This is a genomic window from Leucobacter sp. NPDC058333 (assembly GCF_042726155.1).
In the GTDB taxonomy this organism is placed as follows: Bacteria; Actinomycetota; Actinomycetes; order Actinomycetales; family Microbacteriaceae; genus Leucobacter.
Map to the genome: position 1 here is coordinate 170,356 of NZ_JBHXHV010000003.1, position 26,287 is coordinate 196,642.

Below are 26,287 nucleotides of genomic sequence, written 5' to 3' on the forward strand. Positions count from 1 at the left end.
CGACCTCCACAGCGAAGGAGTTCACCCGTGGCCGATGGCTTCTCCCGATTCACCGAACGTTCGATCGTCGCGATGCGCGTCAACGGAGAGCTGCGCGATCTCGCAGCCGAAATCACGGAGACCGACACGGTCGAGCCCGTCTCCATCGAATCGGTTGACGGGCTGAACATCCTGCGGCACTCCGCGGCGCACGTGCTCGCGCAGGCCGTGCAGCGCATCAACCCCGAGGCTCGTCTCGGCATTGGGCCGCCGATCACCGACGGTTTCTACTACGACTTCGACCCGGCCGAGCCGTTCACGCCCGACGACCTGAAGGCAATCTCCGCTGAAATGCAGAAGATCGTGAAGCAGGGGCAGCGGTTCGTGCGTCGCGTCGTTACCGAAGACGAGGCCAGGGCTGAGCTCGCGAACGAGCCATACAAGCTCGAACTCATCGGGCTCAAGGGTGGTTCGGCAAGAGACGAAAACGGCGAGAGCGTCGAGGTCGGCGGCGCCGAACTCACGATCTACGACAACATTGACCCGAAGACCGGCGAACTCTGCTGGAAAGATCTCTGCCGCGGCCCCCACGTACCGTCGACACGCGTGCTCGGTAATGGTTGGGCGCTGATGCGGTCGGCTGGTGCGTACTGGCGCGGCAGTGAGAAGAACCCGATGCTGCAGCGCATCTACGGAACCGCCTGGCCGACGAAAGACGAGCTGCGCGCCTATCAGACGCGACTCGAGGAAGCGGCGAAGCGCGACCACCGCAAGCTGGGCGTCGAACTCGATCTCTTTAGCTTCCCCGACGAGATCGGTTCTGGCCTCGCGGTGTTCCATCCCAAGGGCGGCATCATCCGGCACGAGATCGAGAACTTCATGCGATCTGAGCTGCTGAAGAACGGGTACGAGGTCGTCAACAGCCCCCACATCACCAAGGGGTCGCTGTTTGAGACGAGCCAGCACCTGAACTGGTACAAAGACGGCATGTTCCCCGCGATGCACCTCGATGAGGTGGTCGACGACGACGGCAACGTGGTCAAGCAGGGCCAGGACTACTACCTGAAGCCCATGAACTGCCCGTTCCACAACCTCATCTACCGCGCTCGCGCGCGCAGCTACCGAGAACTGCCGTTGCGCCTCGCCGAGTTCGGCACCGTCTACCGCTACGAGAAGAGCGGCACGCTCTCAGGGCTTACGCGCGTGCGCGGCTTGACCCAGGACGACGCGCATATCTACGTCACCGACGAACAGGTCAAGGGCGAGATCAAGCAGCAGCTCGAGTTCGTGTTCTCGACGCTGCGCGCGTACGGATTGAATGACTTCTACCTTGAACTGTCGACCCGGGACCCCGAAAAGTCGGTCGGCTCCGACGAGCAGTGGGAACTCGCCACCGAGACCCTCCGCGAGGTGGGCGAAGAGTCGGGCCTGGAGCTCGTCGCTGACCCCGGTGGCGCGGCGTTCTACGGCCCGAAGATCTCGGTGCAGGCGCGCGACGCGATTGGACGCACCTGGCAGCTCTCGACGGTGCAGCTCGACTTCAACCAGCCGGAACTCTTCGAACTTGAATACGCGGCGGCCGACGGCACGCGCAAGCAGCCGATCATGATTCACCGTGCCCTGTTGGGCTCGGTCGAGCGGTTCTTCGCGATTCTGCTCGAGCACTACGCCGGTGCGTTCCCCGTGTGGCTCTCGCCCACACAGGTTGTTGGCATTCCCGTCGCCGAGCACTACGGCGAGTACCTCGACGGTGTCATTGCGCAGCTGCGCGAGCAGGGCGTGCGCGCCGAGGTCGACCACAGCGACGACCGGATGCCGAAGAAGATTCGTACGCACACCAAGGCGAAGATTCCATTCCAGCTGATCGCTGGCGAGGAGGATCGCGAGGCCGGCGCCGTAAGCTTCCGGTTCCGCGACGGTACGCAAATGAACGGTGTGCCCGTCGCCGAGGCGATCGAGCGCATCACCGGCGCGATTCGCCGGCACGAGCAGATCTCCACGGCATGGTCGGAGTAGACGCGGGCGAGGCGGGGGAGCCTGCGTCGCGAGTCGAGTCGGCTGCGGGCGTCGAGTCTGCGCCTCGCGTCGAGTCTGCGCCCCGCGTCGAGTCGGTTGATGAAAGCGGTGCCGTGGGCGTCGCCGACCATCTGCAGCGCTTGTGGGTGCCGCACCGAATGGTCTACGTGTCGGATCACCATCAGCCGAAGCAGCACGATTGCCCGTTTTGCGCCGCGCCGGAGCGCAGCGACGCAGACGCGCTGATCGTGGCGCGAGGCGAACACGCGTATGTGTTGCTCAACCTGTTTCCCTACAACAGCGGGCACATGCTCGTCTGTCCGTACCGACACATCGCGACGTACGACGAGGCGAACGAGGCTGAAATCGCGGAGATCGGCACGCTGACGCAGACCGCCATGCGAGTTGCTCGGGCGACCCTGAATTGCGACGGCTTCAACATCGGCATGAACCAGGGCGAAGCGGCAGGTGCGGGTGTTGCCGCGCACCTGCATCAGCACATCGTGCCGCGGTGGACGTCAGACGCGAACTTTTTCCCGATCATCGCAAAGTCGAAGGCAATGCCGCAGCTGCTCGGTGATGTGCGCGAGCTGTTCGCCGATGCCTGGCCGCCCGCGACCCTAGACTGATACTCAGACCACCCGTTTCAGCAACTATCAAAGAGGAGCTCCCGTGTCAGGACACTCCAAGTGGGCGACGACCAAGCACAAGAAGGCCGTCATCGACTCTCGGCGCGCGAAGGCGTTCGCCAAGTACATCAAGAACATTGAGGTTGCAGCCCGCATCGGCGGCGCCGATCTCTCGGGCAACCCCACCCTCGTCGACGCCGTGCAGAAGGCGAAGAAGAACTCGGTTCCCGGCGACAACATCGATCGCGCGATCAAGCGCGGCGCGGGTCTCGACGGTGACGCCGTCGAGTACATGACAATCGTCTACGAAGCTTATGGACCGAACGGCGTCGCCCTCATGATCGAGTGCCTCACCGACAACAAGAACCGCGCTGCAGCAGAGGTGCGCACCGCGCTGAACCGCAACAACGGCACGCTCGCCGACCCCGGGAGCGTCGCATACAACTTCGCGCGCAAGGGCGTCATCGTGGTGCCGACCGAGGGCACCACCGAAGACGACGTGCTGACCGCCGTTCTCGAGGCAGGCGCCGAAGAAGTGAACACCGCCCCGAACGGTGAGACGTTCGACGTGATCACCGACCCATCAGAGCTGGTTGCGGCGCGTACCGCGCTCGTCGACGCGGGCATCGACTACGACTCAGCGGATGCCGAGTTCGTACCGAGCCTGAAAGTCGAAGTTGACGCCGATACCGCCCGCAAGGTCTTCAGGTTGATCGAGGCCCTCGAAGACAGCGACGACGTGCAAAACGTGTTCGCGAACTTTGACCTCACCGCCGAGGTGCAGGCCGAACTCGCAGAAGACGAGTAGCGGGGCTGCGACGCCCGGCTCAGCGGAACCCACGATGCGCATTATCGGGATCGATCCCGGATTGACTCGCTGCGGCATCGGCGTGGTGACCGCCGGTGCCGGGCGTCGCGTCACGTTTGAGCACGTGGAGGTGCTGGGCAGCCCTGCCAGCGCGCCACTGCCAGCGCGCCTGCATCAGTTGGGCTCCGCGATCGAGCGCCTGCTCGACGGTGAGAAACCCGCGGCGATCGCGCTCGAACGCGTCTTCGCGCAGCAGAACCTCCCGAGCGTGATGGGTGTCGCCCAGATCAGCGGTGTCGTGATGTTTCTCGCCGAGCGCCGCGGCATACCCGTTGCGCTCTACACCCCCAACGAGGTGAAGGCGCAGGTCACCGGGTACGGCAGTGCCGACAAGGCGCAGGTGACCACCATGGTGACGCGGCTCTTGAACCTCGCCGCGCCGCCGAAACCGGCCGATGCCGCCGATGCGCTTGCGCTCGCGATCACGCACGCGTGGCACCTCTCGCGTGGCGGCACGGCCGACCGCTCGGCGCGCGGTGCCGCTCCCGCAGGAGAAACTCCGGCCCAGCGCGCCTGGCGCGAGGCCGAGGCCAAGGTCGGCCGCCGCCGCACGGGCCCGAGGTCCTAGTGCCCCTACCCCCTCGTGCCCCCTAGCCCCCCCCTAAGCCCCCTCTCGCTCCTTCTGTCGTCCCAAATGATCCGATCAGGTTCGCGAAGGGATTATTTGGGACGACAGAACAGGGGTCGAGTGGACGACAGAACAGGGGTCGCGTCGGGCGCTAGCGGGGGGATTCGGGGTATGGGGTGTCGGAGTCTGGGGTTTTGGGGTCTGGAAGGGTGATCGGGAGCGTGATGGTGCCCGTGTGCAGCGCCTCTTCGATGACCTGCTCGACCTGGCGCTGACGGCGTAGGCGAATGCGGCTGAGCGCACGCTGCTCGGGCAGGCTCCACCCGAACCGCACCGCGAGCAACCGCACGAGCGCCGTGACGACGACACAGACAATGCCCGCGGGAATCACCGCGACGCCCACGGCCAGCAATCCGGTCAACACCGCGACGCCCGCGAGGCTCGCCACGGCGTAGAGCGAGCCCACGTGCATCAGCGCGATGGGAATGTTCAGCATCAGGTCGCGCAGCACGCCACCGCCAACGGCAGATACTGTCCCGATAAACAGCGCGGGAATCACGGGCAGCCCGAGCGCTAGCGCCTTCGTGGTGCCGATCGCGCCGAACATGCCAATGCTGATTGCATCGAGCACGGTGATGACGGGGTCCACTCTCTCGAGCAGCCGCTGCAGCAGCATGCCGATGAAGGCCGCACCGGTCGCGACGATCAAATACCAGTTGTCTGAGAACGCCGCCGGCGTTGAACCGAGAAAGACATCGCGCAAAAAGCCGCCGCCGATGCCAGAGAAGATCCCGATGATCGCGACGCCGAGCAGATCGATGCGCTTGAAACCGGCGGCGAACAGCGCGCCTTGCAGGCTGCCCACGCCGACTGCGGCAAGATCCGCGTAGAGCGGAAGGTGAAATGTTTCGTCGATCACAGCCCCATTCTTGCGCACGCGCGGGGCGCTCACCACGCCCACAGCTGGCATTTGGCTCTCCCGCCAGAGCCCGGCCACAGCGACGTGCGAGATACTTGACCTGTGCCCCTGTATCGCGAACAAGGCGTCGTGCTTCGCACCCACAAGCTGGGCGAGGCCGACCGCATTGTCACGATGTTTACGCCCGGGCGCGGTCTTTTACGCGCGGTCGCCAAGGGGGTTCGCCGCACGTCGTCAAAGTTCGGTGCGCGGCTCGAGCCGTTCATGGTCGCCGATGTGCAGTGCTTTGAGGGGCGCACGCTCGACACCATTACGCAGGCGGAAACGCTGGGGGCGTACGGTCCAGCTATCAGCGCCGACTACGACCGCTATCGAGCCGGAAGTGTGATCGTCGAGACCGCCGAGCGACTGGCCGAGGGCGACCCATCGCGCGAGCTGTACCGACTGCTCGTTGGCGCGCTACGAACGCTCGCTGGCGCTCGCATCCCGCCCGAGCTCGTGCGCGACGGATACCTGCTGCGCGCGCTCTCGATCGCTGGTTGGACCCCCGGCTTCGTGGACTGTGTGCGATGCGGCGCCCCAGGCCCGCACACGGCCGTCGTGGTGCAGCTCGGCGGTGTCGTCTGCGAAAACTGCCGCACGCCGGGTTCACCCCGACTCGACGCAGGCAGCATCGACCTGCTCGGGGCGCTGCTCGCCGGGGACTGGGACGCGGCGCTCACCGCAAGCGAGCGTGAGCGCGGCCAGGCCGCCGGTATCACTGCCGCCTACACGCAGTGGCAACTCGAACGCGGGCTTCGTTCGTTCAGTGCGCCGAGGCGTTGAACAATCGCCCCCACGCGCGCCTCTACACTGGCAGGCATGCACCGCGCTCCAGCAACGCTCGTGCCGGTCGACTGGACCGGTGAGCAGCCGCCCACATTCAGGGGGGCACCGCCCCAGCACGTCGCCATCGTGATGGACGGCAACGGTCGGTGGGCGAATCGGCGCGGGCTCGCCCGCGTCGAGGGACACCGCATGGGGGAGCAGGCGTTGCTCGACGTGGTTGCAGGCGCGATCCAGGCCGGGGTAGGTCACCTCAGCGTGTATGCGTTCTCCACGGAGAACTGGCGGCGGTCGCCGGATGAGGTGCGATTTCTCATGGGGTTCAACCGCGACGTGCTGCGCCGTCGCCGGGCGCAGCTCGACGCCTGGAACGTGCGCATGCGGTGGGCGGGGCGGCGCCCGAAGCTCTGGGGCTCGGTCATCAATGAATTGCAGGCATCTGAGCGCGCTACGGCGTCGAACACGGGACTCACGCTGACGATGTGCGTGAACTACGGTGGGCGCAACGAGATCACCGATGCGGTGCGCAGCATTGCGGCCGAGGTGCGCGCCGGTCGACTCTCTCCGAACGGCATCACCGAGCGCACCATTGAACGTCACCTGTACGTGCCTGAACTGCCGAACGTTGACCTGTTTCTGCGCAGCTCAGGGGAGCAGCGCACGAGCAATTTCATGCTCTGGCAGTCGGCCTATGCCGAAATGGTGTTTCTCGACACGCTCTGGCCAGACTTCGGCAGGCAACAGCTGTGGGAGGCGATCGGCATCTATCACGATCGCGATCGCCGCTTCGGAGGCGCGGTCGATACGCCCAACGGATCCTGATCTGCGAGAATAGTGGGGATATGACTTCCCAGACTCTCGATGACGCCCGCCTGCGCATCGGCCCGCTCGCACTCGACGTGCCCGTCGTGCTCGCGCCCATGGCCGGCATTACCAATACCGCGTTCCGTCGCCTCTGCCGCGAATACGGCGCGGGGCTCTACGTAAGCGAAATGATCACGAGTCGTGCGCTCGTCGAGCGCACCCCGGCGTCGCTGCGCCTCATCAAGCACCACGAAAGCGAAACGACTCGGTCGATTCAGCTCTACGGCGTCGACCCGAAGACGGTGTCCGAGGCCGTGCGATTTCTCGTCGATCAAGATCTCGCGGACCACATCGACCTGAACTTTGGGTGCCCGGTTCCAAAGGTCACCCGCAAGGGTGGTGGCTCAGCGCTGCCCTGGAAGAGTGATCTGTTCCGTGCGATCGTCGAGGGCGCCGTGCGGGCCGCTGGTGACATTCCGCTGACGGTCAAGATGCGCAAGGGCATCGATGAGGATCACCTCACGTTCCTCGACGCGGCGCGTGCCGCCGAAGCCGCCGGGGTCGCGGCGATCGCGCTGCACGGTCGCACCGCCAATCAGTTTTACTCGGGTCACGCTGACTGGAGCTCGATCGCCACTCTCAAGCAGACGATCACGAGCGTGCCGGTGCTTGGCAACGGCGACATTTGGTCTGCCGAAGACGCGATTCGCATGGTGCACGAAACCGGATGCGACGGGGTCGTTGTCGGTCGTGGCTGCCTCGGTCGGCCCTGGCTGTTCGGCGATCTTGCCGCGGCATTCCGTGCCGAGGCGGGCGAGATCAGCGCCGACGAAGCGAAAGCTGCCATCGCCAAGCCGCCGCTCGGCTTCGTGATGGAGGCCATGCGCCGTCATACCGAGCTGCTCGTCGAATTCCACGACGGCGACGAACCGCACGCCTGCCGCGATATTCGCAAGCACGTCGCCTGGTATTTCAAGGGCTACGGCGTCGGCGGTGACACGCGCCGCGCGCTCGCGGCGGTCGAGTCGCTCGCGCAGATGGACGACCTCTTCGCGACGATGGACGCCTCATTGCCATACCCGGGTGAGGGCGCCGAGGGTCAGCGCGGCCGCGCTGGGAGCCCCAAGCGCGTCGTGCTGCCCGATCGCTGGCTTGAGAGCCGCACGAGTGAGGGCATCAACTTCGACGACCTCGCTGAAGCCGAGCGAGACGACTCAGGTGGCTAATACAGCGCTCCCAGAGGGATACAGCGAGGCCGACGCCGAGCGCTTCGTGCCCGAGACTCATGCGGGTGCCCGCAGCGATTTTGCACGGGATCGCGCTCGCGTGTTGCACTCGAGCGGGTGGCGGCGGCTCGCCGCCAAAACGCAGGTGCTGAGCCCGACGGCGGGCATTGATTTCGCACGCAATCGACTGACGCACTCGCTCGAGGTCGCGCAGGTCGGGCGCGAACTGGCCGTATCGCTCCGCCTTGCGCAAGACGTCGTGGATACGGCGTGCCTCGCGCACGACCTCGGTCACCCGCCGTTCGGGCACAACGGCGAGAAGGCGTTGAACGCTTGGGCGGCAGACGCTGGCGGCTTCGAGGGCAACGCCCAGACGCTCCGCGTGCTGGCGCGTCTCGAACCCAAACGCTTCACGGACGACGGCGTGAGCGTCGGGCTCAATCTGACGCGCGCCACGCTCGACGCGAGCTGCAAGTACCCGTGGAGCCTTGCAGAGGCCGCGCCGGGAAGTGTGAAGTTCGGCTACTTCGGTGACGACGCTCCGATCTTCAACTGGTTGCGCGAGGGTGCCCCCGAGCGCCGCAAGTGCGCAGAGGCGCAAGTGATGGATCTCTCCGACGACATCGCTTACTCTGTGCACGACTTTGAAGACGCAGTGGTGAGCGGGTTCATTGACCCCGAGATCTTGACGGCGCGTTCCGGTCATGACTCGTTGATTCGCGCGGTGTCTGAGTGGGCCGGGGGCACCTACACGAGCGATGAGCTGGGGGCGGCCTACAATCGCATTTCCGAATCGGAGACCTGGCTGCGGCGCTGGGACGAGTCGCGCGCCCATCAGGCGCAGCTCAAGAATTTCACGAGCGAGATGATCGGGCGGTTCGCGCGCGCGTCAATCGCCGCGACGCTCGAGGCCGCAGATGGTGCGTCGCTCGCTCGGTATGGCGCGTCGATCATCGTGCCGCGCGAGATCCGCGCCGAAATCGCCGTGCTCAAGGGTATCGTTGCAGCGTTCGTGATGGCGAGCGGCCGGCGACAGCCAACGTACCGGCGTCAGCGCGATCTACTGAGCGAATTGCTCGAGGTGTTGTGGGACTCGGGGGAGAGCGAACTCGAGCCAGCGTTCGCGGCCGATTTCCTTGCCGCGGCCGACGATGCTGGCCGCCGCCGCGCCATCGTCGATCAGGTCGCGTCGCTCACAGACCAGTCCGCGATCACCTGGCACCGGCGGCTGTGTGATGTTCCGCTCGTCTGAAATCTCACAGCACTAGACTGAGCAGCTATGGCAGGTCGGATCCGTGCGAGCGATATCGAGGAAGTGAAGCGCCGCACCAACCTTGCCGATCTCGTGGGTGACTACGTCACGCTGAAGAGCGCTGGCATCGACTCGATGAAGGGCCTGTGCCCCTTCCACGACGAGCGCAGCCCCAGCTTTCACGTGCGGCCCGCGCTCGGGTACTACCACTGCTTTGGCTGCGGTGAGTCCGGAGACGCATTCACGTTCGTGCAGCGCATGGATCACCTCACGTTTGCCGAGACAGTCGAGCGTCTTGCCGCGCGCATCCACTACGGCCTGACATACGAAGAAGGGAACTTCTCGCGCGAAGACGGCCCGAATCGCGCGCGCTTACTCGCCGCGAATACCGCGGCCGCGGCGTACTTCGTCGAGCAGCTGGCCGGGGACGAAGCTGCGACAGCGCGAGAGTTTCTCGGGCAGCGCGGTTTCGACGCGGCTGCCTGTGAGCGATTCGGGGTGGGGTACGCCCCGCGGGGCTGGGACGGCATGAGCGGGCACCTGCGCGGTCTTGGCTACACTCCCCAGGAACTCGTGCTCTCGGGTCTCGCCTCCGAGGGACAGCGCGGCGCCTACGATCGCTTCCGCGGACGCATCGTGTGGCCCATCCGAGATACCAGCGGACAGACTCTCGGGTTTGGCGCGCGCAAGCTGTACGAGGACGACAACGGCCCGAAGTACCTGAACACGCCCGAGTCTCCCGTCTATCACAAGTCCCAGGTGCTCTACGGGCTCGATCTCGCGAAACGCGCGATCTCGCGCGGCAAGCGCGCCGTCGTGGTCGAGGGATACACCGATGTGATGGCCTGCCACCTGGCAGGTATCGAGACCGCGGTCGCCACCTGTGGCACGGCATTTGGCAAGGACCACATCGCCGTGCTGCGGCGCATCATGGGTGACGACTCCGCGGCCGAGGTGATCTTCACCTTCGACCCCGATGAGGCTGGCCAAAAGGCGGCGCTGCGTGCGTTCAGCGAAGAGCGACGGTTCACTGCGCAGACGTATGTTGCAGTGGCGCCCGAAGGGCTCGACCCGTCGGACCTGCGTCAGCACCGCGGCGACGAGGCGGTGCGCGAATTGTTCACGCGTAAGCAGCCCCTGTTCGAATTTGCGCTTCGCCAGGCGATTGCTCGCTTCGATCTCAACAGCGTTGAAGGACGCGTCGCTGCGCTGCGCGAGGCCGCGCCGATCATTGCAGAGATCAAAGATCCGTCGCTTCGGCCCGGATACACGCGAGAACTCACGCGGATGCTCGGCGCCGAGCTCGGCGAAGTGCAGCAGGCGGTGCGCGCCGCAGAGCGGGCGCCACGAAGCAATGATCGCGCAAACGATCGCGAGCGGCAGCAGCAGCCGTCGCAGCAACGCGGCACCCAGCAGCAGCGCCAGCAACAGCCGACTCCGCAGCAGGCTCGCTCGAATCAACAGGGGCAGCAGTCCCGGCAAGGGCAGCCGGAGCAGCAGCGCAGCGGCGGTCAGCGACGGTCCGCGCGGCAGAGCGGCGTCGACCACTACGGCGACGGGCCGAGCGATCAGTACGACGACCGCGGCGACCAGCTCGACGGTCGATTCGGCGACCAATACGGCGGTCAGGGAGACGCGTACGGTGATCCGGCGCCCGCCCCGGCCAGGCGCATCGGGTTGTCCTCACTTCGCAACGCACCCACGACGTGGCTCGAGCGGGACGCTCTGATGGCGATGATGCAGCAGGGCGAATCGGTCGGTGCAGAGTTGATGCAGCAGGCGGTCACGGCGCAGGTGCTCGATCCCGATCTGCACATCGTGCGAGACGCGATGGGCGCGGCGCTGGGTTCCCTCGGCACGCCAACGTGGTTGGAATCGGTGCTCGGTGCCGCGCCCGACACCCACCACGGGTTGATCCGCGAGCTCGCGATAGCCCCGATGCCGCAGCGCAACCTCGACCAGCTTGCGGCCTACTCCCGAGACGTTGTTGTCTCGCTACTCGACCGAGATCTAGTAGAGCTGAAACGCGAACTGCTCGCGCGGCATCAACGCATCGGTGACTCCGGCGATCCGCGTGCCCGACGCATTCAGGAGCAGCTCGTCGCCCTCGAAGCCGCGCGTCGCAGTCTGCGCGGCGATTGAGCGGCGAGCCGACTCGCACCCGCGCGGCCGCCGCGCCATGCCCTAGGCTGCTGGACAGACGGAGCACACCCCGAACCCCCGAGGAGATTTCAGGATGCCCCACCCCGTAGTCGACGCCGACCCCACGATCCGCGTCTCTGATCTTTCGCTGTCATACCCGGCTCATGCCGGCGGGCGCGAATTCGAGGCGGTCGAGGGGCTGACGTTCGACGTCGCCCGTGGCGACGTGTTCGCGCTGCTCGGTGAGAGCGGATCGGGGAAGTCGACGCTCGCTAAGTTCCTCGCCGGTCGCGCGAACGAAGCGACTGAGAAATCGGGCAGGATCCGCCTCACCGGCGGCGAGGCGAGTGTGATGGACGTGCCCATGAAGCGGCTGGGACGGCGCACGCGTGCGCGTCTCACCGCGTACGTCGGGCATCTGTCGCAAGACGCTGGGGCGACGCTCACTCCCGAACTCAACGTAGGTGACATTCTGTTCGAGCCGATCGTGGAGCGCAGCAAACATTTCGATCGCGACGTGCTCGGTGAGCGCATCGCCGAAATGATGGACATCGTCGCGCTTCCGCTGGCGAAGCTGCAGGAGTATCCGTACGAACTCTCCAAGGGGCAGCGGCAGCGGGTCGCAGTGATGCGGTCGCTGATGCTTGATCCCAGACTGTTGATCGCCGACGAGCCGACTCTCGGCGTCGACGCCAACAACCGCCCGAAGATTGTGGAGCTGCTGCGCTGGTATCGGGAACGCACCGACGCGACGATGCTGCTAATCAGTCACGACATCGGCATGCTCGAAGCGCTCGTGCAAGACGTGCTCGTGATGCAGCAGGGGCGGCTCGTGGGTCGCGGCGATATCAATGAGATCTTCCGCAACGCCGATCACGGCTACGTGCAGCGCCTCGCGCAGGCGCTGCGAGCGACGGCCTACGACGAGATAGCGGAGGAGTAGCCGTAAATCGGCGGGAGTATCACCGTCCGTCGTCCGGGAATCGCCCGGGCCGACCTGATTTGCACACGCACATCGCGGCTTGCTAATCTAGTCTGGTTGCAGTCGCAATGATCCCCTGTAGCTCAGTTGGCAGAGCGCTTGACTGTTAATCAGGATGTCGCTGGTTCGAGCCCAGCCGGGGGAGCGATCAAAGCCCTTACCCTTGCGGTAGGGGCTTTTTCGTTTCGGCAGGTAGTTTTGTCAACTGGCAGCTGTGCTGTGCTCTTTTGTTCTGCTTCATTTTTATCTTCGTCGGCGGGGGACACAATGACCTGGGAATCTGATCGCGCGGCGGGTGCTGCTGTTTCTGTGCCCGGCGACCGGGGCCGGATCATCGCGGTCGCGCCCTACGGATCGCCAGAGGTCGACGAAGCGGCGTGGATCGCACCTGGCGCCGTAGTTGTCGGCAATGTGCGCATCGGCGCGCGCTCGAGCGTTTGGTACAACGCAGTGCTGCGCGGTGACTCCGACGCGGTGCGCGTGGGGGAGCGAACCAACATTCAAGACGGTGCGGTCGTGCACACGCAGCACGGGGACGCCGCGGTGATCGGCAATGACGTATCCGTTGGGCACCTCGCGATGATTCACGGTGCGACGATCGAGGACGGTTGCCTCATCGGCATGCACGCGACGGTGCTCACCGGTGCAGTGGTGGGTGCCGGAAGTCTCGTCGCGGCTGGCGCTGTCGTTCCGCAGGGCATGATCGTGCCGCCGCACTCACTCGTGGTGGGCGTGCCCGGGCGTGTCGTGCGGGAACTGCGCGACGACGACCGGGAGGCGGTGCGTCTGAACTCGGAGCGCTACCTCACGACCACTGAACACCACCGTACGGCGACACGCGCTGACTGAATGCGCGTTCGTGGCGCTGCGCTCGATGCAGTATGCTCGGTGAGGTGCTTCGGCAACACGTGCTGCACGCAGCTCGGGGATGTAGCTCAATGGTAGAGCCTCAGTCTTCCAAACTGATTACGCGGGTTCGATTCCCGTCATCCCCTCCAAATCTCCTCTTTCCGGCCAGCCAGGTCGCCGCGCGCTGCCGCGCCGCGCCACCGTGCCCGGCGCCCCGCCGCCGCGCGGTGCCGCTTCGGGAGGCGACAGAAACTCCGCCTAAAACGCGATTTTGAGCGGAGTTTTTGTCGCCTCGGGTGGGAGTTTTTGTCGCCGCGGGCGGGAGTTCCGGTCGCCACCAGGGGGTGCTCGGTGCGGCTTGCTCCCGTCTCAGCCGCCGATCGGCTAGACTTGCTCGGGTTGTGCGCGTCCGCGCGCCATCGCAATGGATCACCCGGGTATTCCGGGGCGTAGCTCAGCTTGGCTAGAGCGCCCGCTTTGGGAGCGGGAGGTCGCAGGTTCGAATCCTGTCGCCCCGACCAGGGTCCGCCGGCCCGAAACCGGCATCCGAACAACATTCTGATGATGAGAGGCCAAATTGCCGAAGACGACAGCTGAGAAGCTCACTCCGACCCGCGCCAAGCTGAGCGTGGAAGTTTCGCTCGACGAGCTGGAGCCCTACCTCAAGCAGGCGTACAAGACCATCTCCGAGCAGGTCTCGATCCCCGGCTTCCGCAAGGGTAAGGTGCCGGCACCGATCATCGACCAGCGTGTCGGCCGCGAAGCCGTCATCCAGGAAGCGGTGAACAGCTCACTCGACGACTTCTACCAGGCAGCACTCGCCGAGGCAGACGAGCGCCCGATGGGCCGCCCGACCGCTGACGTTGCGCAGTGGCCTGACGCCAAGGATCCGAAGAGCACGCTCGTGCTGTCGTTCGAGGTCGAGGTGCGCCCCGAGTTCACGCTGCCCAAGTACGACGGCCTGAAGCTGACCGTTGACAACGTCGAAATCGACGAGGCTGCTGTTGACGCTGAGCTGACCAAGCTGCGCGAGCGCTTTGGCACTCTCGTGACCGTGGATCGCCCGGCCAAGACCGGCGATTTTGTTGAACTCGATCTCACCGCCACGATCGACGGCACCGAGGTCGACCAGGCCAGCGGCGTCTCGTACGAGATTGGTGCGGGCAACCTCCTCACCGGCACCGACGAGGCCGTCGAGACGCTCACCGCTGGCGAGACCACGAACTTCACCTCGCAGCTGCTCGGCGGCGAGTACGAGGGTCAGGACGCTGAGGTCGAGCTGACGCTCACCGCCGTCAAGGAGCGCGAGCTGCCCGAGGCTGACGACGAGTTCGCACAGCTCGCGAGCGAGTTCGACACGATCGCTGAGCTCCGCGAGAGCCTCAAGGAGCAGGTCTCGAAGGCCTCCGTCTTCGCGCAGGGCCAGCAGGCTCGTGACCTCTTCACCTCGACCCTCATCGAGCAGGCCGGCATCCCGGTCTCCGAGGAGCTCGTCGAAGAAGAGGTGCACCGTCACCTCGAGGGTGAGGGTCGTCTTGAAGACGACGAGCACCGCGCAGAGGTTCGCAAGTCGTCTGAAGAGCAGATCCAGCTCCAGCTGCTGCTCGACGCGATCGTTGAGGCCGAGGGTGTTACCCCGACGCAGAACGAGCTCTCGCAGTACATCTTCCAGTCGGCTCAGCAGTACGGCATGGAGCCCACCCAGTTCCTCCAGGCGATCAGCCAGGGCAACCAGATGGGCGTCATCCTCGGCGAGGTCACCCGCAACAAGGCCCTCGCGGTCGCACTCGCGAAGGCCGTCGTTGTCGACCAGGACGGCAACACCGTCGACCTGAGCGAGTTCACCGCCGTCGACACCGATGACGAGAACGCTAACGACGAGAACGCTGACGACGCAGCAGGCGAGGTCGCCGCGGCCGAGAAGGCCCCCGCGAAGAAGAAGCCCGCTGCAAAGAAGGCTGCTCCGAAGAAGGCCGCCGCTGACGCAGAGGCCGTCGAGCCCGCGGCAGCCGACGACGAGGATGCCAAGAAGGCCGCTCGCTCCGCAGCAGCCAAGAAGGCAGCCGCGACGCGCGCCGCCAAGAAGGCCGCTGCCGAGGCTGAGGAAGCCGGCAAGTAACTTTCGCAGTACGCAAGGATCCCCCGCCTCTTCCGAGAGGCGGGGGATCCTTGCGTTTGGCGCTCGCCATGCGCCCACGGCGAACACGGCAGCCGAGGCGCGAACGACTCGGTACGCTCGAATCAAGCAACAACGAATGGAGCGCCGCATGGCTGAACAGACGCCACCGAACAGCGTGTTCGAACGACTGCTGAAGGACCGTATTATCTGGCTCGGTTCCGAGGTGCGTGACGATAACGCGAATGAGATCTGTGCAAAGATCCTGCTGCTCGCAGCTGAGGATCCGAAGTCAGACATCTACCTCTACATCAACTCGCCCGGTGGCTCGATCACCGCGGGTATGGCAATCTACGACACGATGTCGTTCGTTCCCAACGACATCGTCACCGTCGGTATCGGCATGGCGGCCTCCATGGGTCAGTTCCTGCTCACCGCGGGCACCAAGGGCAAGCGCTACATCACGCCGAACGCGCGCGTTCTGCTGCACCAGCCGCACGGTGGCTTCGGCGGTACGGCGAGCGACATCCAGACCCAGGCTCAGCTCATCACTTCGATGAAGAACCGCCTCGCCGAGATCACCGCGGCGCAGACGGGCAAGACTCTGGAACAGATCAACGAAGACGGAGACCGCGACCGGTGGTTTACCGCTGACGAGGCGCTCGAATACGGCTTCATTGATTACATCCGCGACTCTGCCACCGATGTCATCGGCGGCGGCGGCACGAGCAACTAACGCGACAGCAGGAAGCAATCGATTCGATGAATACTTCATACATGCCCCAGTCCGGTGGATCGAGCCTGCTGATGCCGGAGGCGCGCTACGTGCTCCCGTCGTTCGAGGAGCGCACCGCCTACGGCTACAAGCGCCAGGATCCCTACGCGAAGCTCTTTGAGGATCGCATCATCTTCCTCGGTGTGCAGGTTGATGATGCCTCGGCAGACGACGTCATGGCGCAGCTACTGGTGCTCGAGAGCCAGGATCCCGAGCGCGACATTACGATGTACATCAACTCACCCGGTGGCTCGTTCACCGCGATGACGGCGATCTACGACACGATGCAGTACATTCGCCCCCATGTGCAGACCGTGTGCCTCGGTCAGGCCGCATCAGCTGCGGCCGTCCTGCTCGCGGGCGGAACGCCGGGCAAGCGCCTCGCGCTGCCGAACGCTCGCGTGCTGATTCATCAGCCGTCGAGCGGCCAGGGTGGCCACGGCCAGGCCTCCGACATCGAGATCCAGGCTCGCGAGATCCTGCGCATGCGCGAGTGGCTCGAAGAGACGCTCTCGAAGCACTCAAAGCGCACCGTCGCCGAGGTGAATCGTGACATCGATCGCGATAAGATTCTGAGCGCACAGGAGGCGTTCGAATACGGTCTCGTTGACCAGGTGCTGACGAGCCGGAAGAACCCGCAGCCGGTTATTTCCAAGTAGTCGAACGGAGCCTCGGGGGCGACCCCGGGGCTCCGGCGCGCCGCCCGTCAATGTCTGAGGCTCCCGCTAGTCTCGAAGACACCGGATCAGACCGAGTAGGTGAAGGAGTTTCGCATGGCGAAGATCGGCGAGAGCAGCGAGCTGCTCAAGTGCTCCTTCTGCGGTAAGTCGCAGAAGCAGGTACAGCAGCTCATCGCTGGCCCGCAGATCTACATCTGCGATGAGTGCGTCGCGCTCTGCAACGAGATCATTGAGGAGCGACTGGCTGAACACCAGACGGGCGAAACCTCAGACTTCACCCTGCACAAGCCGCGTGAGATCGCCGATTTCCTGAACCAGTACGTCATCGGTCAGGATCGGGCGAAGCAGTCTCTCGCGGTCGCGGTCTACAACCACTACAAGCGCGTGCGTGCCCTCACTTCGCTGGCCAGCGCCGAGGTTGCATCGGAGCAGGTCGAGATCGCGAAGTCCAACATCCTGCTCATCGGCCCGACGGGCTGTGGCAAGACGTATCTGGCGCAGTCCCTCGCGCGACAGCTGGGCGTGCCGTTTGCTGTCGCCGACGCGACCGCACTCACGGAGGCTGGCTACGTCGGCGAAGACGTCGAGAACATTTTGCTGAAGCTACTGCAGGCTGCTGATTTTGATGTGCCGCGTGCCGAGATGGGCATCATTTACATCGACGAGATCGACAAGATCTCGCGCAAGGCCGAGAACCCGTCGATCACGCGCGATGTCTCCGGCGAGGGCGTGCAGCAGGCACTGCTCAAAATCTTGGAGGGAACGGTCGCCTCCATCCCGCCACAGGGCGGTCGCAAGCATCCGAACCAGGAGTTCATCCAACTCGATACGACGAACGTGCTCTTCATCGTGGCCGGCGCCTTCGCGGGCCTCGAGGAGATCATCGGGTCACGGCTCGGCAAGGGCGGCATCGGGTTCGGTGCACCGGTGTCGAGCAAGCGCAACGATGATCAACTCTTCTCTCAGGTGCAGCCCGAAGACCTGCACAAGTTCGGCCTCATTCCCGAATTCATCGGCCGCCTGCCAATCGTCGCGACCGTCGATCCGCTCGACGTCGAAGCGCTGACACGCATCTTGACCGAGCCGAAGAACGCGCTCGTGAAGCAGTACCAGCGCATGTTCGAACTTGATGGCGTGAGCCTCGAGTTCGAAGATGCCGCCCTTGAAGCCATCGCCGATCTCGCGGTCGAACGGAAGACGGGTGCTCGCGGTCTCCGCGCCATTCTCGAGGGGGTGCTCGGGCCCGTGATGTTCGAGGTTCCGTCAGACGGCGACATCACCAAGGTGATCGTCACGCGTGAATCCGTGCTCGGCGAGGCGAGCCCGCGCGTGCTCCAAGCCCGCGGTGGGCGCGAGAGCGCCTAGCGTACCGAACGGGCCTAGCGCACCGAGAGCGTTGAGCGCTCCGAAAGCCTCTAGCGCAGCGAGTTTCCCGCCGAGCCGAGCTCTTCAGCGGCCTGCACGACGCGGGCGGCCATTGCGTTTTCAGCCGGCTTCCCCCATGCGCGCGGGTCGTAGTACTTTTTGTCACCGTAGCCTCCGTCGACCTTCACCACGCGATCCCAGTTCGACAGCATATGCCCGGCAATCGACCGCGTGAACGCGTACTGCGTGTCCGTGTCGATGTTCATCTTCACAACGCCATGCGCGACGGCCGCCGCAATATCTTGCGGGGACGAACCCGATCCGCCGTGGAACACCAAATCAAATGGCCGTTCTCGGCCCGTCTCAGCGCCGATCTCGCGCTGGATGTCGCCGAGCAGCTCCGGGCGTAGATGTACCGCGGCCGGGTTGTAGACGCCGTGCACGTTGCCAAACGTGAGCGCGGTGAGATAGCGTCCGCGCTCGCCAAGCCCCAGTGCCGCGACGGTCGCGCGAGCGTCATCAACAGTTGAGTACAGATCGTCGTTGATGTCGTGCGAGATGCCGTCTTCTTCGCCACCAACGACGCCGACCTCGATCTCGAGGATGGTGTGCGCCCGCGCACTCAGCTCGAGAAGCTCTTCTGCAACGCTCAGGTTCTCGCTGAGCGGCACGGCGGAGCCATCCCACATGTGCGACTGAAACAGCGGCTCCAGTCCGCGCGCCCGGCGCTCGATGCCATCGTTTAAGAGCGGGCGTACCCAGTCGTCGAGATGCTGCTTCGGGCAGTGGTCGGTGTGCAGCGCCACATTGACGCCGTAGTCTGCGGCGACTTCGTGCGCGTAGAGGGCAAGTGCGCGCGAACCCTTTGCGCGATCCTGCACGCGATTGCCTGACAGATACAGCGCAGTTCCCAGCGAGATCTGAATGATGCCGTCGCTCTCAGCGTCAGCAAAGCCCTGCAGCGCCGCATTGAGGCTCTGGGAACTCGTCACGTTGATCGCGGGAAGAGCGAAGCCGCGCGCTTTCGCGTGGTCGATCACTGCGGCGTAGGTGTCGGAGGAGGCGATGGTCACGAGGTGCCTTTCGTTGCGGTGTCTGGGCATCCGCACGATGTGCGACGCTGGAATGTGGTCGGGATGACGCGAACGTCGTGCTCGCGCGTATCGCCGGCGACGCGAGCGAACAAGAGATCGACGGCTTCATGACCCAGACGTGTCACGTTCTGGGCGATCGCGGTGAGGCCGGGCTCAAACAGGTCGCTCCACTCAAAGTCGTCGTAGGCTGCGAGCGCGATATCAGCCGGAATCCGAAGCCCCCGACGTCGTGCCGCTCGAAGCGCGCCGATCGTCATGGCGTTGTTCAGAGTCAGGATCGCAGTGGGAGGACGGGGACCTTCGAGCAACTCCGAGACAACGGCCTCGGCGGTGTCAGTATTGGACTCGCCCGACACGATCATTGCTGGGTCAAGTGGCACTCCGGCACGCTCGAGCGCGAGCTTGTAGCCTTCGAGTCGCTCTGAAGTTGAGGCGAGGCCGGGAAGACCGCCGATTGCGGCGATGCGTTCGTGGCCGTGGGAAATGAGATGACTCGTTAGTGTTGCAGCTGATTCACTGTTCTCGGGGGCCAGCTGATCGCAGGCGAGATCAATGCTTCGGTCGATGATCACGAGTGGCGTGTCGGCGTCTGCGATGAGCTGTGCCGAGTGCTCGATGAACCCCCGCGACGGCGCCACAATGATGCCGTCGACGCGGCGATCCAGAAGCGATTCGATGACCCGACGCTCCATTTCCGCGTCGTCGTGCGTGTCCCCGAGCACCAGCACATAGTCTGCGTCGGAAACGCGTTGCTCAATGGCATGCAGTAGCGGGCCGAAGTAGGGGTTCGTGAGGCCGGAGATGGCCAGGCCGATCGTGTGCGACCGGCCGCCTGCGAGGGTTCGGGCAGCGGTATTTCTGCGATACCCGAGTTCGGCGACCGCCCGCTCGACGCGCTCGCGCGTCTCACCACTGACGTGGCGCGTGCCATTGAGCACGTGCGACACGGTGCTTGAAGACACCCCGGAGAGCTCCGCAACCTCGGCCATTGTCACCACAGTGTGACTTCCTTTCGCGCTGGACGTCTGGGCACACGATAACAGAATCATGCAGATTCACGAAAGCGCTTGCGCAAGCGCTTGCGTGCTGCTTATGGTGTCCGTGGACAGAGAAGTCCGACACGGGATCGAAGGAGCTCTCAGATGAACACACGGTTTTCATATCGCATGGGTGTGCGCGCAGCTGCGGTCGCTGCGGCGGTGATGCTGCTCGGCGTCACGGCCTGCTCGGCTTCCGACAGCGGCGGCGGTGATGGAGCGGCGGCCCCGGAGGGGGACCTCAAGATTGGCCTCGTGACAAAGACGGACTCCAACCCGTTCTTCGTCAAGATGCGTGAGTCGGCTCAGGACGCAGCCGATAAGCAGGGTGCGGAACTCATCGCACTCGCCGGCTCGTTCGACGGCGACAACGAGGGGCAGGTTGCCGCTATCGAAAACCTGGTGAGCCAGGGCGTTCAGGGCATCATGATCACGCCGAACTCCTCGTCGGGTATTCTCGCGGCGATCAAACAGGCGCGGGATCAGGGTGTCCTTGTCGTTGCGCTCGACACTGCGACCGACCCGGAAGACGCCGTTGACGCGACGTTTGCCACCGACAACCTCGCCGCCGGTGTCGCTCAGGGGTCGTGGGTGAAGGCGAGCTTGGGTGACAAGAAGCCCCAGCTCGTGATGCTCGACGGCACCCCCGGAGGCACGGTTGATACTTTCCGTCACGACGGCTTCCTGAAGGGGATGGAACTCACGGAGGATTCCCCCGAGGTGCTCGGCATGGAGAATACCAACGGCGACCAGACCAAGGCGCAGACCGCAATGGAAAATCTGCTGCAGCGCGCCCCAGAGGCAAACGCGCTATACACGATCAACGAGCCGGCGGCAGCCGGCGGCTATGCGGCGATCAAAGCAGCGGGCAAAGAAGACCAGGTACTCATCGGTTCAATTGATGGTTCGTGCACTGGAGTAGAAAACGTGAAGAAGGGCGTCATTGGGGCGACCGTGATGCAGTTCCCGACCAAGATGGCCGAGCAGGGCGTCGAAGCAATCGCGAGTTATGCGAAGGACGGCACGAAGCCGAAGGCTGGCTTTAACGACACAGGTTCGGTACTCATCACCGACAAGCCGGTGGACGGCCTTGACTCCAAGGATTCGGCGTGGGGCGCCGATAACTGCTGGGGCTAACACGAGTCCACGCCGACACCCCCGTTCGACGACGGTGGACCGCGCAATCCGCGCGGTCCACCCGAGGAAAGAGGACGTACCGAAATGACCGCAACACCCACCCAGGCGATGCCATCGCCGCTCGCTCAGCGCACCAGCTTCAGTTGGGGTCGTGTGCTGCAGGCTCCGCTCTTCGGATCGACCGTGGCGCTCGTCGTCGCGCTCATCGTGTTCAGCGTGCTGTCACCACGCTTTCTCACACTGGGCAATTTCTCGCTCATTCTGCAGCAGTCGGTGGTGATCGGCATTTTGGCGGTCGCCCAAACGCTGATCATTCTGACCGCGGGCATTGACCTGTCGATCGGCGCTATCGCGGTGCTCGGAACGATCGTGCTTGCCATCGGATCAGGATCGTTCGGTTCAGTCGTCGGCCTGCTCATCGCGCTGCTCGTGTGCGTCGCGCTCGGCTCACTGAACGGCACGCTCGTGACGCTGCTTCGGTTGCCCCCATTCATTGTCACCCTGGGCACATTCACGGCGATCGTTGCGGCGACACGGCTGATCGCCGGTTCGCAGACCTTCACCGTCACCGATCCACTGCTGATTTTCCTGGGCACCTCATTCCGCATCGGAACGTTCGTCACGACCTACGGCGTGGTCGCGATGCTGCTCGTCTACCTTGTTGTCGGGTATGCCCTGACGCAAACCGCTTGGGGCAAGCACGTGTATGCGGTGGGCGGCAATCCGGTCGCGGCGCGCCTCTCGGGGGTCAAAACCAACCGCACTATTTTCTCGGTGTACGTCGTGGCGGGAGTTATCGCAATGATCGCAGCTTGGGCGGCGCTCGGTCGCATTCCGAACGCCGATCCGAACGCGTTTCAGAACGCCAACCTCGAGACGATCACAGCGGTCGTAATCGGCGGAACCAGTCTGTTTGGCGGCCGTGGCGGTGTGCTCGGCACCCTGATCGGCACGCTGATCGTCGGCGTGCTGCGCAATGGCCTCACCCTCGCGGGTGTGGACAACCTCTACCAGAACATCGCGACCGGCGTGCTCGTGATCGTTGCCGTAACTATCGACCAGTTCATGCGCCGACGCACCGCGCGCTGACCGGGGGAGCAGTACAGGAGGAAACACCATGCGTGAAACAGAATCTACTGCGGCAGGCGCCGCTTCGGTCGCGTCAGAACGGCCGCTCGCGCTCCATGCGCGCGGACTGGTCAAACGATACGGCAGCGTCACCGCGATCAACGGCGCCGACTTCGATCTCAGGCACGGCGAGGTGCTCGCTGTAATCGGCGACAACGGCGCGGGCAAGTCAAGTCTGATCAAGGCTCTCGCCGGAGCCGTCGTCCCCGACGAGGGAACCATCTACATGGACGGCGCTGAGGTGCAGTTCAAAAATACGGGCGATGCGCGCGCCGCCGGAATCGAGACCGTGTATCAAGACCTCGCAGTGATCCCGGCACTTGACATCGCATCGAACCTCTATCTCGGGCGCGAGATTCGTCGCGCAGGATTCATGGGAAAGGTGCTTCGTAGACTCGATATGCCGCGCATGCGGTCGGAAGCTACGCAACACCTTGCCGATTTGCAGATCGGCATCAAATCGGTGAACCAGTCGGTCGAAACACTCTCTGGCGGTCAGCGGCAGGGCGTCGCGGTGTCTCGCGCGGCGGCGTTTGGACGCGGAGTGATCATCATGGATGAGCCGACCGCGGCCCTCGGAGTGCGCGAATCGGGCCAGGTCATCGAGCTGATTCGATCAATTCGGGATCGCGGCATTCCGGTCGTGCTGATCAGCCATGACATGCCGCACGTGTTTGAGGTGGCCGACCGCATTCACGTGCACCGCCTCGGCAAACGAGCGGCCGTCGTCGATCCAGCCAAACGCTCCATGTCTGAGGTAGTGGCGTTGATGACCGGAGCCGAGCGTCCGAGCGACGAGGAGGCCGCAGGCAATGCCTGAGCGGAAGCCGGTCGGCGTCTTTGTCGGCCTCGCCACGCTCGACGTGATTCACCGCGTCGAGCGACATCCGGGTCCTAACGAAAAGATCACCTCGATCGCGCAGTTTGTCGCCGCCGGTGGTCCAGCCGCGAACGCGGCAGTGACGTTTGCGGCATTGGGCGGGAGCGCGACCCTGCTCTCAGCCGTTGGTTCAGGGCCGGTCGCCGAGATCATTCGCGCTGAACTTGCGGAGCAGGGTGTGCGCGTCATCGACGTCGCGCCCGAGGCGCGCGAGTCGGCTCCGCTATCGTCCGTGGCTGTGATCGAGGCAACGGGCGAGCGATCAGTGATCGGCGGGGACGGGGCGTCCCTGTCCGTCGCGCCGCCCAACGCTGCCGTGCTCGAATCGGCGTTCGATGGTGCGGAGGTCGTGCTCATCGACGGTCACCACCCATCGCTTGCGCGTGCAGCGGCAGTGCTCGCTGATCAGCGTGGTCTGCCGACCGTGCTCGACGCGGGGCGCTGGAGGCCAATCATGGCCAGGCTATTCGACGGAGTCAGCGACGTCGTTATGTCGGCAGACTTCCGCACGCCGGGTGCGGAGAACTCTGAAGACACCGCCCGGTGGCTCGTCGAGCGGGGCGTGCCCCACGTAGTCGCAACCGCCGGGGACGGGCCAGTCCGGTGGTGGTCGGCGGGGGGAACGGGCGCGTCTCCCGTTCCCCAAATTCAAGCCGTCGATACCCTGGGGGCTGGCGATGTGTTTCACGGCGCCTACGCGTATGCGATCGCCTCAGATCACACCGTTTCCGAGCGAGTTGCCTACGCGAGCGAAATCGCAGCGATACGATGTGCACACGTCGGCCCGAGAAGCTGGCTATCGACAATACGAAAGCGGTCGCAGCCGCCGCGCGCTTCTGGAGGGGCCTGATGCACACACTCCAGCGAGAACGCACGTCATTCGCAGCGTTGCTTGATCGAGCACACGCACTCGCTGTACCGGGTGAGCGCAAGATTCTCGGAATCACGGGCGCACCTGGAGCGGGAAAGTCCACACTGGCCGAGGCGCTCGTGGCAGAGCTCGGCCCGTCGCTCGCGGTGCTCGTGCCGATGGACGGCTATCACCTCGCCAACGAAGTGCTTGAATCCCTCGGCCGAATGGCAACGAAGGGGGCGCACGACACCTTTGACGCGTCGGGGTACGTGTCGCTCATGCGACGAATCCAAGCGCAGGGCACGGGCGTACCCGGCGTGGACGAAGACGTTGTGTATGCGCCGGTGTTCCGTCGAGATATCGAGGAACCCATCGGATCGTCCATTCCTGTTCTGCGAGAAACGCCGCTCGTAATTACCGAGGGAAACTACTTGTTGCTCGGCGACGAGCCGTGGCCGCGCGCACGCGAGATCCTCGACGAGAGCTGGTTCATCGCCCCCGACGAGGAACGCCGAATGCAACAGCTTGTCGACCGCCACATGCGCTTCGGACGAAGCCGAGAGGCAGCGATTGAACGATCAGCGGGCAGCGATCAGCGGAACGCCGAAATGATCATTGCGACGGCGGCGCTCGCTGACCACGTGTTCAGCCTGACAGATCGAGTTCCGCCGCAGGCCTCGTAGCCGGGGGCACGAATGGTGCCCCAGCGATGCTCCTGATGTGCCACGATCCATCGTCGGTCGCTGAGACCTCTGACACTGTTGCATTTTCGAGTCGCGGCATGTCCGCCACCTGTGTTCCGGCGATGTGGGCGAGTAGGTGACGCATGAACGACCCGTGAGAAACGGCGAGCACCCGTTTTCCTGAAAACCGGGCGTCTATTGCGTTCAGGGCGCGCTGTCCTCGCTGCGCGACGGCCCCATGACCCTCCATGCCCGGGTACTCTCGTGTCGGCCAGCGCGTAAGCGCGGTTGTGGGGGAGAGCCCCTCCGCATCCCCGAACGAACGCTCGATGAGATCGTGGCACGGCAGTACCACCTCGATACCGAGTCGCTTAGCGATGATCTCGGCGGTGCCGCTCGCGCGGAGCAACGGACTGGTCACTACGGCGTGCCACTCGTCGCCGGCCGCGAGCTGTTCCGCGAGTTCGCGCGCCTGTTGCCGCCCCGTTTCATTGAGCGGAATGTCAGTGCGACCCTGCATCCGCTGTGCTCGATTCCAGTCGGTCTGCCCGTGCCGGATGAGCGCAACGTGCACGCTCACTCGGCTGCGGACGGCGTCGCGATGTCGAAGCTCACGAGCACCGAGCCGTCGGGCTGCGGAATTTGCAGGGCTACGACACTCAGGGCGTCACTGTTCAGATTCGCCGATACGCCGCCGTCGTCGGTGGTCGACCGATCAGACTCGGTGAAACCACTCGAGTCGATGATCGACTGCCACAGAGTCTTCGCTGCTTCGGCGTTCGGAACCGACAGAACGAGATACCATTCGCCGGTTGCGCGCTCACCCGCGTCGTCGATCGGTGCATCCGGTGGCAGCACGAATGCGTCGCTCGGGAATGAGGCAGGGAGCTCGTGCGACTTCGAACTCTCGGCGGGATCGCCCTGCTGCTGCCAACTCCCCGTGGCGTCGGCGGCCGAGTCGCTATCAGCGTTCGCGCCCTTTGTGTCAGCGGGCGCTGACACAGAGGCGTCGGTGCCCGCGTCGCTGCCACTTGATCCCGGTTCGGGGGCGCAACCCGTGAACAACACGAGGATCGCGGCCGCAACGGCGGCCCCTGCGCTCAGTCGCGCAAACGGGTGAACCGTGGTGCGGGTCATGATCGTACTCCTCAACTTCGCGGATGGGCCTAGCTCAGCCAGTCGTCATCTTCTTCGGGGTCTTCGTTGGGCGAATTCACTGTGCCAGCCGCGGCCGACCCCGCTGCTGCGCCGCCTGCCGCCGCACTCTGTACCGGGCCGACTCGCACGCGGCCGTGCGCATCGAGCCCGACGAATACCGTGTCATCGAGCACGCAGCGCGGCCGGCCCTCGAGCCAGGTCAGCGTCCACGAATCTGCCGCGGGGTGCAGCGCTTCCTGTTCGGAAATCGCTGTGTGCAGCAGCTGGGGCACGCTGCGGTGGGGGGCCGAGCCCGTGTTCCAGCGTGCGCCCAGCTGCATGC

Annotated in this window: 26 protein-coding genes and 3 tRNA genes; 23 read left to right on the forward strand and 6 right to left on the reverse strand. The window is 64.7% G+C overall.

Annotated features, from left to right (window positions below; translation table 11 throughout):
* Positions 1-27 precede the first annotated feature (27 nt).
* From thrS to ruvC, 4 genes are read left to right on the forward strand one after another with little or no spacing between them, the layout of a single operon-like run.
* Positions 28-1,995, forward strand: coding sequence for a threonine--tRNA ligase (thrS, locus tag ACFWHR_RS11295; RefSeq protein ID WP_382448401.1), 1,968 nt, complete (start codon positions 28-30; stop codon positions 1,993-1,995).
* Positions 1,983-2,624 (forward strand): HIT family protein, encoded by a 642-nt coding sequence (locus ACFWHR_RS11300; protein WP_382448402.1) that lies wholly within the window; start codon positions 1,983-1,985, stop codon positions 2,622-2,624. The genes thrS and ACFWHR_RS11300 overlap by 13 nt, the downstream gene beginning before the upstream one ends.
* 43 nt (positions 2,625-2,667) lie before the next feature.
* Entirely contained in the window at positions 2,668-3,432 is a 765-nt protein-coding gene (locus tag ACFWHR_RS11305; protein ID WP_382448403.1) for a YebC/PmpR family DNA-binding transcriptional regulator, read from the forward strand.
* A gap of 34 nt (positions 3,433-3,466) precedes the next feature.
* Complete coding sequence (gene ruvC, locus ACFWHR_RS11310; protein ID WP_382448404.1) at positions 3,467-4,060, forward strand: crossover junction endodeoxyribonuclease RuvC; 594 nt, start codon at positions 3,467-3,469, stop codon at positions 4,058-4,060.
* A gap of 151 nt (positions 4,061-4,211) precedes the next feature.
* Here the strand turns inward: ruvC and ACFWHR_RS11315 are convergent, their stop codons facing one another.
* A complete protein-coding gene (locus ACFWHR_RS11315; RefSeq protein ID WP_382448405.1) occupies positions 4,212-4,979 on the reverse strand; it encodes a trimeric intracellular cation channel family protein in 768 nt (255 codons plus the stop codon).
* A 102-nt stretch (positions 4,980-5,081) separates the two neighbouring features.
* Here ACFWHR_RS11315 and recO point away from each other — a divergent pair, with 102 nt between their 5' ends.
* The 14 genes from recO (at position 5,082) to clpX (ending at position 17,995) form a co-directional block, all read left to right on the forward strand.
* Positions 5,082-5,804 (forward strand): DNA repair protein RecO, encoded by a 723-nt coding sequence (recO, locus tag ACFWHR_RS11320; protein WP_382448406.1) that lies wholly within the window; start codon positions 5,082-5,084, stop codon positions 5,802-5,804.
* A gap of 36 nt (positions 5,805-5,840) precedes the next feature.
* Positions 5,841-6,626, forward strand: a complete 786-nt coding sequence (locus tag ACFWHR_RS11325) for an isoprenyl transferase (protein ID WP_382448407.1) — start codon at positions 5,841-5,843, stop codon at positions 6,624-6,626.
* A 20-nt stretch (positions 6,627-6,646) separates the two neighbouring features.
* A complete protein-coding gene (gene dusB / locus ACFWHR_RS11330) occupies positions 6,647-7,834 on the forward strand; it encodes a tRNA dihydrouridine synthase DusB (protein WP_382448408.1) in 1,188 nt (395 codons plus the stop codon).
* Positions 7,827-9,086 carry a deoxyguanosinetriphosphate triphosphohydrolase gene (locus ACFWHR_RS11335; RefSeq protein ID WP_382448409.1) on the forward strand — a complete coding sequence of 420 codons (1,260 nt, stop codon included), beginning with the start codon at positions 7,827-7,829 and terminating at the stop codon, positions 9,084-9,086. Before dusB ends, ACFWHR_RS11335 begins: the two co-directional genes overlap by 8 nt.
* 27 nt (positions 9,087-9,113) lie before the next feature.
* Complete coding sequence (dnaG, locus tag ACFWHR_RS11340; protein WP_382448410.1) at positions 9,114-11,228, forward strand: DNA primase; 2,115 nt, start codon at positions 9,114-9,116, stop codon at positions 11,226-11,228.
* Between the two features lie 94 nt (positions 11,229-11,322).
* The gene (locus ACFWHR_RS11345) at positions 11,323-12,171 is read left to right on the forward strand and encodes an ABC transporter ATP-binding protein (RefSeq protein ID WP_382448411.1); all 849 of its coding nucleotides are present in this window, start codon (positions 11,323-11,325) and stop codon (positions 12,169-12,171) included.
* A 111-nt stretch (positions 12,172-12,282) separates the two neighbouring features.
* A tRNA-Asn gene (locus tag ACFWHR_RS11350) sits at positions 12,283-12,355 on the forward strand.
* Between the two features lie 122 nt (positions 12,356-12,477).
* Positions 12,478-13,059 carry a gamma carbonic anhydrase family protein gene (locus ACFWHR_RS11355; protein ID WP_382448412.1) on the forward strand — a complete coding sequence of 194 codons (582 nt, stop codon included), beginning with the start codon at positions 12,478-12,480 and terminating at the stop codon, positions 13,057-13,059.
* 75 nt (positions 13,060-13,134) lie between these two features.
* Positions 13,135-13,208: transfer RNA gene (locus tag ACFWHR_RS11360), tRNA-Gly, on the forward strand.
* A gap of 294 nt (positions 13,209-13,502) precedes the next feature.
* Positions 13,503-13,580: transfer RNA gene (locus ACFWHR_RS11365), tRNA-Pro, on the forward strand.
* 56 nt (positions 13,581-13,636) lie between these two features.
* Positions 13,637-15,178, forward strand: a complete 1,542-nt coding sequence (tig, locus tag ACFWHR_RS11370) for a trigger factor (protein WP_382448413.1) — start codon at positions 13,637-13,639, stop codon at positions 15,176-15,178.
* On the forward strand, positions 15,081-15,911 hold the full coding sequence (locus tag ACFWHR_RS11375) for an ATP-dependent Clp protease proteolytic subunit (protein ID WP_382448414.1): 831 nt from the start codon (positions 15,081-15,083) through the stop codon (positions 15,909-15,911). The genes tig and ACFWHR_RS11375 overlap by 98 nt, the downstream gene beginning before the upstream one ends.
* Positions 15,912-15,937: 26 nt before the next feature.
* Positions 15,938-16,609, forward strand: a complete 672-nt coding sequence (locus tag ACFWHR_RS11380; protein WP_382448415.1) for an ATP-dependent Clp protease proteolytic subunit — start codon at positions 15,938-15,940, stop codon at positions 16,607-16,609.
* Positions 16,610-16,723: 114 nt separating this feature from the next.
* Positions 16,724-17,995, forward strand: coding sequence for an ATP-dependent Clp protease ATP-binding subunit ClpX (gene clpX, locus ACFWHR_RS11385; protein ID WP_382448416.1), 1,272 nt, complete (start codon positions 16,724-16,726; stop codon positions 17,993-17,995).
* A gap of 50 nt (positions 17,996-18,045) precedes the next feature.
* On the opposite strand, the gene fbaA is transcribed toward clpX, so the two are convergent.
* Together fbaA and ACFWHR_RS11395 are read right to left on the reverse strand one after the other, a co-directional pair.
* Positions 18,046-19,068 carry a class II fructose-bisphosphate aldolase gene (gene fbaA, locus ACFWHR_RS11390; RefSeq protein ID WP_382448417.1) on the reverse strand — a complete coding sequence of 341 codons (1,023 nt, stop codon included), beginning with the start codon at positions 19,066-19,068 and terminating at the stop codon, positions 18,046-18,048.
* The gene (locus ACFWHR_RS11395) at positions 19,065-20,078 is read right to left on the reverse strand and encodes a LacI family DNA-binding transcriptional regulator (RefSeq protein ID WP_382448418.1); all 1,014 of its coding nucleotides are present in this window, start codon (positions 20,076-20,078) and stop codon (positions 19,065-19,067) included. The genes fbaA and ACFWHR_RS11395 overlap by 4 nt, the downstream gene beginning before the upstream one ends.
* A 153-nt stretch (positions 20,079-20,231) precedes the next feature.
* Between ACFWHR_RS11395 and ACFWHR_RS11400 the strand changes: the two genes are divergently transcribed.
* From ACFWHR_RS11400 to ACFWHR_RS11420, 5 genes are all read left to right on the forward strand, one after another.
* Positions 20,232-21,263 (forward strand): substrate-binding domain-containing protein, encoded by a 1,032-nt coding sequence (locus ACFWHR_RS11400; protein ID WP_382448419.1) that lies wholly within the window; start codon positions 20,232-20,234, stop codon positions 21,261-21,263.
* Between the two features lie 84 nt (positions 21,264-21,347).
* The gene (locus ACFWHR_RS11405) at positions 21,348-22,352 is read left to right on the forward strand and encodes an ABC transporter permease (protein WP_382448420.1); all 1,005 of its coding nucleotides are present in this window, start codon (positions 21,348-21,350) and stop codon (positions 22,350-22,352) included.
* A 28-nt stretch (positions 22,353-22,380) separates the two neighbouring features.
* On the forward strand, positions 22,381-23,211 hold the full coding sequence (locus ACFWHR_RS11410) for an ATP-binding cassette domain-containing protein (protein WP_382448421.1): 831 nt from the start codon (positions 22,381-22,383) through the stop codon (positions 23,209-23,211).
* A complete protein-coding gene (locus ACFWHR_RS11415) occupies positions 23,204-24,121 on the forward strand; it encodes a PfkB family carbohydrate kinase (RefSeq protein ID WP_382448422.1) in 918 nt (305 codons plus the stop codon). Before ACFWHR_RS11410 ends, ACFWHR_RS11415 begins: the two co-directional genes overlap by 8 nt.
* Complete coding sequence (locus ACFWHR_RS11420) at positions 24,121-24,807, forward strand: nucleoside/nucleotide kinase family protein (protein ID WP_382448423.1); 687 nt, start codon at positions 24,121-24,123, stop codon at positions 24,805-24,807. Before ACFWHR_RS11415 ends, ACFWHR_RS11420 begins: the two co-directional genes overlap by 1 nt.
* On the opposite strand, the gene ACFWHR_RS11425 is transcribed toward ACFWHR_RS11420, so the two are convergent.
* From ACFWHR_RS11425 to ACFWHR_RS11435, 3 genes are read right to left on the reverse strand one after another with little or no spacing between them, the layout of a single operon-like run.
* A complete protein-coding gene (locus tag ACFWHR_RS11425; RefSeq protein WP_382448424.1) occupies positions 24,770-25,387 on the reverse strand; it encodes a histidine phosphatase family protein in 618 nt (205 codons plus the stop codon). The genes ACFWHR_RS11420 and ACFWHR_RS11425 overlap by 38 nt on opposite strands.
* Positions 25,384-25,944, reverse strand: a complete 561-nt coding sequence (locus ACFWHR_RS11430; protein WP_382448425.1) for a hypothetical protein — start codon at positions 25,942-25,944, stop codon at positions 25,384-25,386. Before ACFWHR_RS11430 ends, ACFWHR_RS11425 begins: the two co-directional genes overlap by 4 nt.
* 29 nt (positions 25,945-25,973) lie before the next feature.
* On the reverse strand, positions 25,974-26,285 hold the full coding sequence (locus ACFWHR_RS11435) for a Fe-S oxidoreductase (RefSeq protein ID WP_382448426.1): 312 nt from the start codon (positions 26,283-26,285) through the stop codon (positions 25,974-25,976).
* Between the last annotated feature and the right edge of the window lie 2 nt (positions 26,286-26,287).

Excerpts from the sequence above, each read along its gene's own strand:
- ACFWHR_RS11300 (WP_382448402.1), top strand. The coding sequence starts at position 1,983 with ATGGTCGGAGTAGACGCGGGCGAGGCGGGGGAGCCTGCGTCGCGAGTC.
- ruvC (WP_382448404.1), top strand. The coding sequence starts at position 3,467 with ATGCGCATTATCGGGATCGATCCCGGATTGACTCGCTGCGGCATCGGC.
- ACFWHR_RS11325 (WP_382448407.1), top strand. The coding sequence starts at position 5,841 with ATGCACCGCGCTCCAGCAACGCTCGTGCCGGTCGACTGGACCGGTGAG.
- dusB (WP_382448408.1), top strand. The coding sequence starts at position 6,647 with ATGACTTCCCAGACTCTCGATGACGCCCGCCTGCGCATCGGCCCGCTC.
- dnaG (WP_382448410.1), top strand. The coding sequence starts at position 9,114 with ATGGCAGGTCGGATCCGTGCGAGCGATATCGAGGAAGTGAAGCGCCGC.
- ACFWHR_RS11345 (WP_382448411.1), top strand. The coding sequence starts at position 11,323 with ATGCCCCACCCCGTAGTCGACGCCGACCCCACGATCCGCGTCTCTGAT.
- ACFWHR_RS11355 (WP_382448412.1), top strand. The coding sequence starts at position 12,478 with ATGACCTGGGAATCTGATCGCGCGGCGGGTGCTGCTGTTTCTGTGCCC.
- ACFWHR_RS11375 (WP_382448414.1), top strand. The coding sequence starts at position 15,081 with ATGCCAAGAAGGCCGCTCGCTCCGCAGCAGCCAAGAAGGCAGCCGCGA.
- ACFWHR_RS11380 (WP_382448415.1), top strand. The coding sequence starts at position 15,938 with ATGAATACTTCATACATGCCCCAGTCCGGTGGATCGAGCCTGCTGATG.
- clpX (WP_382448416.1), top strand. The coding sequence starts at position 16,724 with ATGGCGAAGATCGGCGAGAGCAGCGAGCTGCTCAAGTGCTCCTTCTGC.
- ACFWHR_RS11395 (WP_382448418.1), bottom strand. The coding sequence starts at position 20,078 with ATGGCCGAGGTTGCGGAGCTCTCCGGGGTGTCTTCAAGCACCGTGTCG.
- ACFWHR_RS11400 (WP_382448419.1), top strand. The coding sequence starts at position 20,232 with ATGAACACACGGTTTTCATATCGCATGGGTGTGCGCGCAGCTGCGGTC.
- ACFWHR_RS11405 (WP_382448420.1), top strand. The coding sequence starts at position 21,348 with ATGACCGCAACACCCACCCAGGCGATGCCATCGCCGCTCGCTCAGCGC.
- ACFWHR_RS11410 (WP_382448421.1), top strand. The coding sequence starts at position 22,381 with ATGCGTGAAACAGAATCTACTGCGGCAGGCGCCGCTTCGGTCGCGTCA.
- ACFWHR_RS11415 (WP_382448422.1), top strand. The coding sequence starts at position 23,204 with ATGCCTGAGCGGAAGCCGGTCGGCGTCTTTGTCGGCCTCGCCACGCTC.
- ACFWHR_RS11420 (WP_382448423.1), top strand. The coding sequence starts at position 24,121 with ATGCACACACTCCAGCGAGAACGCACGTCATTCGCAGCGTTGCTTGAT.
- ACFWHR_RS11430 (WP_382448425.1), bottom strand. The coding sequence starts at position 25,944 with ATGACCCGCACCACGGTTCACCCGTTTGCGCGACTGAGCGCAGGGGCC.
- ACFWHR_RS11435 (WP_382448426.1), bottom strand. The coding sequence starts at position 26,285 with ATGCAGCTGGGCGCACGCTGGAACACGGGCTCGGCCCCCCACCGCAGC.